Raw genomic sequence first — 10,614 nt, 5'->3', positions numbered from 1 at the left:
AATGGAGGTAAGCTGCCTTACGTCGAAAACCGGCCTTAGAGCCAGCATTCCTTGTGCTATTTACGCAGTTTTCATGTCGGTCGGTGACGAAGCGGAAACCATGGGGCCACGATTTGGCAGCACGCCCAACGCGTTATATGCGGCGGCATAGGCGTCCACCCCAGGCTCAAGCTGGAAGCAGGCGGCAGCGTTCCGGATGGCATCGCGCGGCAAACGCGCGGTCAGCACTGTCTCCAGCGCGGCGCGCATCGTCGCAGGCGCGAAATCGGGGAGGGTCAGCGATCCGTTGATCTCCGGTGCGAGCAGACGATCCAGATCGCCGACGCCGCCATTGGCGATCACCGGCACGCCGCACGCCAGCATTTCGCCGATCTTGATGGGCGAGCAGCCGAGGTTCGACAGGTCCGCGCGCTTGAACGCGACGGCGACATCCGCCGCACCGATCAAGCCCGGCACCTCGTCCCGCGCGGCATGGACGATGCGCAGCGCCTCCCGCGGGATGCCGGCCGCGTCCGCCGCCGCTTCGATCTCCTCGACGCCGTTGTTGCAGACGAGCAGGAACACCGCGCCCGGTCGCAACCGCCGCAACTCGGCGAACAGGGCCATCATCTGCGGCACCAGATAGACCGCGCCGATGCTGCCGAGATACAGCATCACCGTCGCATCCGCCGCGATGCCCAGTTGCGCGCGGGCAGGCGTGCCGTCGACAGGACGGAAATGCGCGAAGTCGGCGCAGCACGGGATCACCGAATAGCGCGACTCGCCGCTCCCGTCGGGATTCGGATAGGTGGCGGCGAGATAATCCGCCGCCGCCTGCGTCAGCGTCACCATACGGTCGGACTGCTGCACCATCCCCCGCTCACGCCGCTTGATCCAGCGGAACAGCGGCTTGAACCGGCCGTGCGCAAGCCCCGAATCGGCCCAGAAATCACGGAAGTCGAACAGCACGCGCGCGCCCGTCAGCCGCTTCAGCAGCAACGCGACCGGCATGGGCGGGTGGCTGCGGCTATGCACCGCGACGATCTTCTCGCGCCGCGCGATCCTCCAGGCGGTCCACGTCATAACGATCAGGTCGAGCAGCTGGCCGAGCACCGGCGGCCGGTTGTGATAGCGGATCGTGGTCCAGCGCACGCCCGCCGCATCGAACCGCGCGCGATAATCGGCAGCGAGCGCCGAGCGATCGGCCTTCTCCGCCGTGAGCAGGTGGATGCGATAGCCTTGCGCCGCGAGACCGAGGACGTAGGGCGCGATCTGCGATTCGCCGATATGCTCGGTGATGCCGTTCTGGCTGAGATAGAGGATCGTCACGCCACCAGCTCCGCGATCAGCCCGTTCCACCGCGCGCCGACCGCCTCGGGGGTGTGCGCGGCGGCGAGCTGCCGTGCAGCCGCACCCATCCGCTCCAACCGGGCCCGATCGGTGAGCAGATCGTCGAGCGCGCCGGCCCAGACCCCGCAGCGCGCATCGTCGCGTGGGATCGGCAGGAGCAGGCCGGCGGGCACGGCCTCCCCCGCCATCCGCTCGGGATCGTGCGGCGTTCGTGCGCCGAGCGCGTGATGCACGCCCCCGCCGCCGGCATCTGCGGCGACCACCGGCGTCCCCAGCGCCAGCGCTTCCAGCAGCACCATCGGCAGGCCCTCGCTGTGCGACGGCAAGGCCAGAGCCGCCGCCTGCGCGATCAGCGGCAGCGGATCGGCGAGCATGCCATGGAAGCGGATGGCGCCCGGCTGAGCGGCGGCCGCGCGCTCGGCCGCGGCCCGGTCCGGCCCGTCACCGACCACGTCGAGCGAAATGGCGCGTCCGGCCGCGGCGAGCCGGGCAACGATGCCGACCAAAGCGGGCAGCGATTTCTCCGGCACCATCCGTCCGCACCAGACCAGTCGTCCCGCCTGCTTCGGCGCATAGGCGAGACCCGGCGGCACGCTGACGAAATTGGGGATGGCGCTCACCCGCTCGGGCCGGAGCCGGTAGAGCCGGGCCAGCTCCGCCGCCAGCGCCGCGCTGACGCCGACTACGCGGTCCAGCCGGCGATAGGCCGCAGCGACGATCGGTCGCAGGCGCAGCATCAGCCGGTTGGTCGGATTGCCGACGACATTGATGTGCGCCAGCGCGACACGCCGCACGTCACGCCCGGCCAACGCGCTGATCAGGTCCGCACGCCAAAGGTTGCTGATCGTCACATCGATGCGCAACCGCCGCTCGATCGCGCGCAGCCGCCGCACCTGGCCGGCATAGGTCAGGGCACGCAGCGGCAGCGGCCGGGCCGCGCCGCCGCCCAGCGCATGATAGGGCACCGACAGCGGCACGCCGGGCACCGTGCCGGGCGCGTCGAAGCTCGCGACATGCACCTCGTGCGTCACCGCCAGCAGGCGCGACAGGCCGGCCACCAGCCGCTCGACGCCACCGATGCCGTGCAGTTCCGGCGCGAGCAGGAGGATGCGGCTCATGCCGCCCCCAGCAGCAGCGCGCGATAGTCCGCGGCGATCCGCTCCGGCGCGAAGCGGGCGGCGCGCGCGCGCGCGGCGTCCGGCGCATCGGGCGAGGCGAGGGCCGCGCCCATCGCCGCGGCGAGCGCACCGGCATCCCCGACCGGCACCAGCCGGCCGTCGGCACCGAGGATTTCGGCGGGGCCGCTCGGGCAATCGGTCGAGACCGCAGTCAGGCCATGGCCCAGCGCTTCGATCAGCACGGTCGGCAGCCCCTCATAATCGGAGGAGAGGACGAACAGGTCGGCCGAGGCATACCAGCGGCCCGGATCGGGCGCGTTGCCCGGCAGCAGCACTTGCGCGGCAATGCCGAGCGCCGCGGCATGTCGCTCCAGCGCGCCACGCTCCTCGCCCTCTCCGACGATGGCGAGGCGATCCTCCGGCTGCGCCATCCGCGCAAAGGCGTCGAGCAGCAGGCGCTGGTTCTTCTGCGGCTTGAGCGTGCCCACCGTCAGGATCCGTCGCCCGCTGCCGCCCCAGTCCGGCGTGTCGTCGCGCGGTGCGGCGCTCGGCAAAGGGATCGGATTGCCGATCGCCTGCACCTGATCCTCCGGCAGGCCGCACAGGCGGGCCAGATCGGTGGCAGCGCCCTGCGACACGGCGATGCGGGCGGCCGCGCGGCGATGGCTCCAGCGCAGTGTCGGTCCCAGCAGCGCACGGGGAATGCTCCCCCACGTGCGGGCATAAGCCGACATGTTGTTGTGCTCGACGACGACCACGCGCGTGCTGCTCCGCCGCGCCGCCCAGACGGCGATGCTGCTGAGCGGCCACATCGCGGCAAGCAGCGCCGCCGGTCGCTCTTGTGCCAGATAGGCGGCCAGTGGCCGCGCGGCGGCGCGCAGCCGCGGCGCATCCAGCACGATCAGCCGCGCCCCCGCGGGCACGGCATCCAGCAAGCCGCCCTCGCGGCGCAGCAGCACGATGTCGACCCGGTCGCCCAGCTTCAGCAACTCGGCGGCGAGCGTGAGCGTGACGCGCTCGGCGCCGCCCACCACCAGGTTCGGCAGCAGCAAGGCGATGTGCGCCATCTAGGGACGGTCCTGCGTGCGGCTCACGACTGCGCGCGCCGGATCGGCCGCGCGGGAATGCCGACCGCGATCATGCCTTCGGGGATTTCGCCGGAGACGACCGCATTGGCACCGATCACCGCGCCATCGCCCAGCGTCGCGCCCTTCAGCACCGTCACCTTCGTTGCCAGCCACACGTTGCGGCCAATCCGCACCGGCGCCGTGACGAAGCCCTGCAGCCGGTAAGCGCGAGCGGGATCGGCCGTGGCATGATCGTGATCGCGGATCGCGACGTTGTCGGCGATCATCGTGTCGGCGCCGATGTCGATGCTCGCCTTGGCGTGGATGGTGCTCCCTGCCCCGACGAAGCAATCGCGCCCCAGTCGGATCGCACCGCCATCGCTGACGATGGTGGTGCGCGCGCCGATCTCGCAGCCTGCGCCGATCTCGATCGTGCCGCCGTCATGCGCCGCCAGCTTGGCGCTCGGATCGATGGAGACGCCGGGGCCGCAGCTTATCCCCGGATAGGACAACAGGATGACGCGCCGGCGCAGCCCCGCGCGCGCACGCCACCAGGCGAAGCGCGTCCGCCGCAGCCCTGCCGCGATCAGCCCCCGTGCGCTGCGCTTGTCCGCTTTGTCCCCCACCGGCACGCTTCTAGCGGGATTTATGATCGGCCCCAAGCAGCACCCCCGCGCCCAGCACGGATGGCTTGATGCCGAGCAGGGAGCGCGCACGCCGGTTCAGCATCAGGCCGCGCACAGCGGTCGCGACGAGGGTCGAGGCGGCGGCCCCCAGCGCGCCGAAAGCCGGCGTCAGCACCAGCGCCGCGGCGATCGCCGCCATGACCGACAGTGCGAAAGCGCGCGCCACCGCTCGCTCATGCCCGGTCATGCTGAGCAGCATCGCCCCCGGTCCGGTCGCGGCCGCCAGCAGCTGGTTGGCACTGAGCAGCAGCAACGGCCAGTAAGCGCCGGCAAAATCCGAGCCGAAGGCGAGCGGCAGCAGCCATCCGCCGAGCGCTGCCAGCGCCAGCGTCACCGCCGCCACCGATGTGGTCATGAACAGCGTCGATCCCGCGACGATGCGCGCCAGCTGCCGCCTGTCGCCCGCCTCGTGCGCGGCGGCCAGGAACGGGCCGACAACGATGTTCTGGATCGAGACCGGCAGCACCGCCACCACCACGCTCGCCAGCGCGACGCGCAGGATTCCCGCATCGGCGATGCTCGCGATGGCGCTGGTGACGAGCACCGCATAGGTTCCCTCCAGCGTCCGCATCGCCTCCATGAAGGTCATCGGCAGCGACGCGCCGATCCACGCGCGCACCCGCATGCGGTCGGTCGGAGCAGGGGAGGGCAGGCGGCGGAAGAACAGCACAAGGCCGACCAGCGCCGTCATCCCCGCTGCGATGCTCTGTGCGCCGATCGCGGAAGGGGCGTAGAGCGGAGCAGGCAGCGCGAGCAGCAGGGCGACGAACGCCAGTGGCCGGATCAGCACGTCGATCGTCTGGCTCGCGACGACCCGCCCGCGCCCGCGGAGCAGCCCCGCGACGAGCGCCGATAGCGTCAAAGCCGGCAGCAGCCCCGCCGAGGCGGCGAGTGCGGGGCGGAGCGTGGGCGAGACGGCGCGTGCGGCAAGCCACAGCAGCAACGAGAGGAGCAGCGACGCTACCAGCACCGCCGCGGTGAACCAGCGGCCGAGCGCCGCCACCTCATCCTGCCGCCCCCGCGCCGCCGCCGCGGAGACCTCCCGCGTCGCCAGCAGGGGCAGGCCAAGCTGCCCCGGCACGGCCAGCAAGGTCACCACGGCGACGGCGGTGCCATAAAGGCCGTAACCTGCCGGCCCCAGCCCGCGCGCCAGCACCAGCCCCACGGCAAAGGTGGCAAGCGTGCCCGCGACCCACACGGCACCGCTCGACAGCGTCGCCACCGCCAGTCGGCGGCCGAGCCCTGTCGCGGCAAGGCGATGCAGGCGCGTCAGCATCGCGCGGACGCCGGCCTGCCCGCGCGCGTCAGTTGGCGCGCACCAGCGCGACGCCCGTAACCTGCGCCTCGACTTCGCTGAACAGGTCGCCCGGCGTGCCGATCAGGCGCAGGCGGGCCATGTCGCAACCGGCCGGCACCGTCACCGGCAGGGTCAGCGTGCGCAGTTGCGGATCGAGCGGCTCGATCGGCAAGGTGGCGATCACGTCGCCGTTGACGCAGCGCAGTTCCATGCTCAGCCGCCCGCCTGTGGCGCCGGTCGTGCGGCGCCGTGCCGAGAGCTGGAGCTGGTAGGCGCCGGGCCGCACGGAGACATATTGCTCGGCCAGCGTCCCGCCGGTCGATCCGAAATAGCGCACGTCCAGCGCGGTGGATTGCGGCAGATCGGCGGCGCGCACCATGCGGGCCGTGCCGATGCTGCCGTCGCCCAGCGTCCAGTTGAACGGCTGCGCGCCCGGCCAGCCGCCGAAGCTGCCGTCATAGACGCCGTCGATCCGGTCCCGATATGCCGCGGGCAGCAGCCCACGCCACGTCGCATAGGCGCGCGCGCCCGCGCCGCTGTTGATCAGCGCGAAATAGACGGCGCGCTGTTCCTCGCCGGCATCGCGGCTCGCATCGGTCGGCAGGGCGGAGAGCAGCGCCAGCATCGTCTCCGGCTGCGTGTTGGTGCTCGCGGTCTTGAAGAAGCCGGCGCGCCAGAAGGGGTGCGTCGCCAGCTTCCGCGCCAGCGCGGTGCGCCCCTCCGGCGTATTGGCGATAAGCGACAGCACCGTCAGCAGCGCGGTGGAGGCGTCGGGCTGAAGCCGGATGGCGGGGCCGACCTCCGCCAGCGCGCGGGCATAATCGCTGCGGCGGACATAATGATCGAACAGGAAGAAGCGGGGCAGGGGGGCGCGCGGATCGCGGTTGCGGGCCGCCACCATCAGCCGCTCGGCCCGCGCGGGATCGCCCTTGGCGGCATCCAGCGCGGCGAGCGCCAGCGGATCGGACAGCAGCGGCTCGCGCGCCAGAGCCGCACGGAACAGCGCGCGCGACGGCTCGTCCACCTCGCCGCTCGCCAGCGCCACCCGCTGCCGCGCCTGCGCCGCAAGGCTGGGCCCGTCCGCCGGCCAGAATTGCGCCGCCAGCTGCGGCGCCGCGCCGCCGATGCCGTTCTGCGCCGCCGAGCGGATCGAGATCCAGCCGAGGATCGCCGCGCCGGCGAGCAGCGCGATCCGCACGCCCGACGACGGGATGTAGCGCCCGTTGTCGATCATCACGCCACCCGGTCGATGTCGAGCTGCCGCACCTCGGCATCTTCGCCGTAACGCTGCGGCCGGCGCATGCCGTAGCCATAGCCATAGCCATAGCCCGAACCATAGCCATAGCCGTAGCCGTAGCCGCCGTTCTTCGGGTTATACTTGGTCAGGATCGCGCCGGCGACATTCGCCTTGGCGGCAAGCAGGCGGCGCAGCGAGCTGAGCACCGCCGGGCGGCGCACCGACCCCGCCTCGACGACGAGGATCGTCGCTTCGCACAGCGCCGACAGCACGGGCACGTCGGCGAGGCCCAGCACCGGCGGCGAGTCGATCAGCACGATATCGAAATGGCTGCTCAGCTCGTTCAGGATGGCGCTGATCCGGTTGGTCGCCAGCAGCTCGGCCGGGTTGGGCGGGATCGGGCCGCTCGGCAGCAGCGACAGGTTGGGGATCGACGTGGAGGCGACATGCTCCATCGCGCTCCCGTTCGTCACCAGCAGGGTCGCGAGGCCGATCTCCTCCGGCTGGCTCGTCTTGAACGAGGGCTTGCGCATGTCGGCGTCGACGAGGACGATGTTGGCGCCCATGCGGGCGAGGTTCTGCGCCAGCGCCAGCGAACTGGAGGACTTGCCCTCGCTCGGCCGCGTGCTCGTCACCAGTGCGGTGCGCGGGAAGCTGCTGTTGGAGACGAACTGCACCGAGCTCATGATCGTGTAATAAGCTTCGCTGATCTCGGATCGCTGATCCTTCAGCTCGTCGACGAAGGACGTTCCCTTGACGCTCTTGGGCACCACGCCGAGCACGGGCACGCGCAGCTTGTTGGTGACGTCCTCGGGCGTCTTGATCGTGTCGTCGATGAACTCGATCGCGAAGGCGGCGCCCAGCCCCAGGATCAGGCCGATCAGCAGCCCGAACGCCAGATTCTTGTAGACGTTGGGCGTGAACGGCGCGTTCGGCACGGCACCGTTGTCGACGATCGAGGCCTGGCTCTCGCCGACGCCGCCGGCCGTGCCGATCTCCTTGTAGCGCTGCAGCAGCGCGTCGTAGATCGTGCGGTTGGTGTCGAGATCGCGTTGCAGGATGTTGTACTGGATGCCGCGATTGCGCAGGTCGAGCACGTTGGTGCGGTAATTGTTCACCTGCGCCAGCAGCTGCTGCTCGCGGCCGCGGGCGGCGGCATAGGCGGCGCGGAGCCCTTCGCGCTGCGACGTGCTGATGTTGCGCGTCTCGCTGGCGATGCTCTTGGAGATCGCATCCATCCGCTGCCGCAGCGCCACCATCTCGGGGAAGTCGGGACGATAGGTGCCGAGCTTCTGCTGGTAATCCGCCTGCAGCCCGGCCAGCTGGCTGCGCAGCTGCAGGATGGCGCCGTTGCTCTCGGCCGAGGCATCGGAGGAGAGCGGCGCCTGGCGATAGGCCTGTTCGGCGGCGATCCGGTCGCGCGTCGCGGCGGCCAGCGCCTCGTTATAGGAGACGAGCGACTGCGCCGAGAGCGAGTCCTGCGCCGAGCTGGACGCGCCGCCGGCATTGCCCGCCGTCACGCTGCCCGCGCCCAGCGACAGGATGTTCTGCGACCGCGCATAGGCGACCAGCGCCCGCTCGCTCGCCTCCAGCTTGGCGCGCGTCGCGTCCAGCCGGCTCTGGAGGAACTGCCGCGCGAAGGCGGTGGCGTTGTAGCGGCGCTCCAGCGTGGAATCGATGAAGCCCTGCGCATAGGCATTGATGATCCGCGCCGAGCGGGCGGGATCCGGATCGCGATAGCCGATGATGATGAGGTTGCTGCCACGCAGCGGCGTCACCTCGAAATTGGCGAGCAGCTTGCCCACCGCAGCCCCCTCGCGGTCGCGGCGGTTGCTGTAGCCTTTCACGAACGCCTCGTCGTCGGCCAGGCCGACTGCGCGCATCACCCGCTCGGCCAGCGTGCGGCTGCTCAACAGGCCGATCTGCGTCGCGAGGAACTGCGCCTCGTTGCGCGCGACGGGCGTCAGGTCGGTCTGCTGCTGCATGACCTGCATCGGCTGGGTGTTGATCTCCAGCGTCGCGGTGGAGCGATAGACCGGCGTCGTCGAGATGGTGATGATGATCGACACGGCGACGGCCGCGATCAGCATGCCGACGATCAGCCAGCGCCACTTCATCAGGACGCGCCACACCTCGTTGACGTCGAGGTGGCTGGGCGCCTTCTCCGTCGCGATCGCCTCGGACAGCGCGGGGCTGCCGCGCGTCACCAGCTGGCCGCGGGGCGCTTCCGGCGGAAGGGTGGGGGTGATGTCGCTCATGATCTTGCGTCCGTCCGGCAGAAAGGCGCGCGGCCGGCCGGCCCTTCGCCGCGCGCATAAGGCGTGACGGCGGAGCCGCCCGCTGCAGTATATGGAGGCCGGGCGCCGCGCTCAGCCATCAGTCGGCCAGCGCGATCTCGATGGTGCGTGCGCTGCTGCCCGACCGCCGCTTGCGCTTGCGGGCGGACTGCCAGCTCGGCATCTCGGCGGTCTCGGGGGCGACCATCAACGCCGCGCCCAGCGCCGCCACCGCAGCGATGGCAGCGGTGCGCAGCGGATAATCGACCAGGCTGTGCGCGATGACCAGCCCGACGGCGACGAAGCTCGCCCAAGCCAGCGCATCGCCTTCGCCCTTGCGCCACAGCCGGCGACCCTGCGAGACCCAGAAGGCGATCGCCAGCACGATCAGCGCCATGCCCGGCAGGCCATGTTCCAGCGCCACCTCGACATAGTCGTTATGCGCATGGTTGAGATATTCCAGCGAGGCCGCCTCGACGTCCTCATAGTTCGGGAACACCAGCTGGAAGGTGCCGCCCCCCGAGCCGAACGGCAGATAGTCGAGCGACGCACGCGCGGTCGTGCGGATCGACTGGTTGCGCATGTGCGGGTCGATGCCGCTCAGCCGATCGCCGAGATCATTCACCTTCAGTGGCGCGACCACCGCCGCGATCAGGCAGACCACGCCGACGACAACGCCCACCTGCCACAACGCGCGCGGCACTGCGCCCTTCTCGCCACGGACGTACACCGCGGCAGCGGCGAACAGCGCGGCCGGCAGCAGCATCCAGCCGGCGGCGGACTTCACGATGATGAGGCCGACCGTCAGCAGCAACGCCAGACAACCGGTGATCATCAGCCGCCCGACCTTGGAGTCGACCTGCATCTTGTTGCGCTTCGGGCTGATCGCCAGCGCGCCGACGAAGGGCAGCGCAGTCAGCAGCAAGGTGGCAAGGTGGTTGCGGTTGGCGAACATGCCGACGACGCCGCCGCGATTGGTGATCTCGTAGATGTAGTAGGGCGAGTCCGGCCCCTGCATGCGCTGGAAGACGCCGAGGAAGATGGAGCCGCCGGCCACTGCAACGAGGACGTACACCGCATAGAGCCGGCCGTACCCGGATGAGGCGAAGACCAGCAGCACCATCGCGAGCGGCGGCACGAGTGTGGCGAGAATCGCGATCGTGCCATCGGGCGAAAGCGAGATGGGCAGCCAGGGCGTGGCCATGTCCAGCAGCGCATAGCCATCCGCAGCCACGCCGCGGCCGGGCAGCAGCGACCAGAGTGCCGGCGGCAGGGGGATCAGCTCGAACAGCAGCAGCAGCGCGAGCAAGCCGAACAGGGCGAGCAGGCGACGCGCGTGGCGCGGCAGGTCAGGCAGCGAACCTGACAGCACCACGATGAGAATGCAGATCAGCCCGAGGAGCTGAAGCAGGCCGTTGGCGATATATCCTGCCGCGCTGGCGCCACCCAGCAGCAGGCAGAGCAGCAGATACGTCGGGGCGAGATAGCGGCTGATGACGCGCGACAACTACTAGGCCCCGAAAAGATGCTGGTCCGTCATCGCCGCCAAAACATGCGCACGCAAGCCCGATCTTGGCGGGTTCCGTCACGTATCGGCACAGCTT

General features: G+C 70.4%; 8 protein-coding genes. All 8 read right to left on the bottom strand.

Going from position 1 to position 10,614, the window contains the following annotated elements; translation table 11 throughout:
• Positions 1 to 60 precede the first annotated feature (60 nt).
• The 8 genes from BM360_RS11490 to BM360_RS11450 all read right to left on the bottom strand — a co-directional run bounded on the left by BM360_RS11490 (position 61) and on the right by BM360_RS11450 (position 10,517).
• Entirely contained in the window at positions 61 to 1,308 is a 1,248-nt protein-coding gene (locus BM360_RS11490) for a glycosyltransferase (RefSeq protein WP_131819257.1), read from the bottom strand.
• Positions 1,305 to 2,447, bottom strand: a complete 1,143-nt coding sequence (locus tag BM360_RS19355; protein ID WP_131819256.1) for a glycosyltransferase family 4 protein — start codon at positions 2,445 to 2,447, stop codon at positions 1,305 to 1,307. The genes BM360_RS11490 and BM360_RS19355 overlap by 4 nt, the downstream gene beginning before the upstream one ends.
• Positions 2,444 to 3,514 (bottom strand): glycosyltransferase, encoded by a 1,071-nt coding sequence (locus BM360_RS11475; RefSeq protein ID WP_093314750.1) that lies wholly within the window; start codon positions 3,512 to 3,514, stop codon positions 2,444 to 2,446. The genes BM360_RS19355 and BM360_RS11475 overlap by 4 nt, the downstream gene beginning before the upstream one ends.
• A gap of 23 nt (positions 3,515 to 3,537) precedes the next feature.
• Positions 3,538 to 4,140 (bottom strand): acyltransferase, encoded by a 603-nt coding sequence (locus tag BM360_RS11470; protein WP_165611289.1) that lies wholly within the window; start codon positions 4,138 to 4,140, stop codon positions 3,538 to 3,540.
• A gap of 10 nt (positions 4,141 to 4,150) precedes the next feature.
• Positions 4,151 to 5,476 (bottom strand): oligosaccharide flippase family protein, encoded by a 1,326-nt coding sequence (locus BM360_RS11465; RefSeq protein ID WP_093314746.1) that lies wholly within the window; start codon positions 5,474 to 5,476, stop codon positions 4,151 to 4,153.
• A gap of 28 nt (positions 5,477 to 5,504) precedes the next feature.
• On the bottom strand, positions 5,505 to 6,731 hold the full coding sequence (locus BM360_RS11460; RefSeq protein WP_093314744.1) for a tetratricopeptide repeat protein: 1,227 nt from the start codon (positions 6,729 to 6,731) through the stop codon (positions 5,505 to 5,507).
• Positions 6,731 to 8,992 (bottom strand): GumC family protein, encoded by a 2,262-nt coding sequence (locus BM360_RS11455; RefSeq protein ID WP_093314742.1) that lies wholly within the window; start codon positions 8,990 to 8,992, stop codon positions 6,731 to 6,733. The genes BM360_RS11460 and BM360_RS11455 overlap by 1 nt, the downstream gene beginning before the upstream one ends.
• Positions 8,993 to 9,110: 118 nt before the next feature.
• Positions 9,111 to 10,517, bottom strand: coding sequence for an O-antigen ligase family protein (locus BM360_RS11450; protein ID WP_093314740.1), 1,407 nt, complete (start codon positions 10,515 to 10,517; stop codon positions 9,111 to 9,113).
• Positions 10,518 to 10,614: the final 97 nt, after the last annotated feature.

This window comes from Sphingomonas jatrophae (assembly GCF_900113315.1).
GTDB lineage: Bacteria > Pseudomonadota > Alphaproteobacteria > Sphingomonadales > Sphingomonadaceae > Sphingomonas_P > Sphingomonas_P jatrophae.
This window is presented reverse-complemented; position numbering and strand designations above follow the sequence as displayed.

Coding starts and splice junctions, on each gene's coding strand:
- BM360_RS11455 (WP_093314742.1), bottom strand. CDS start 8,992: ATGAGCGACATCACCCCCACCCTTCCGCCGGAAGCGCCCCGCGGCCAG.
- BM360_RS11475 (WP_093314750.1), bottom strand. CDS start 3,514: ATGGCGCACATCGCCTTGCTGCTGCCGAACCTGGTGGTGGGCGGCGCC.
- BM360_RS11465 (WP_093314746.1), bottom strand. CDS start 5,476: ATGCTGACGCGCCTGCATCGCCTTGCCGCGACAGGGCTCGGCCGCCGA.
- BM360_RS19355 (WP_131819256.1), bottom strand. CDS start 2,447: ATGAGCCGCATCCTCCTGCTCGCGCCGGAACTGCACGGCATCGGTGGC.
- BM360_RS11460 (WP_093314744.1), bottom strand. CDS start 6,731: ATGATCGACAACGGGCGCTACATCCCGTCGTCGGGCGTGCGGATCGCG.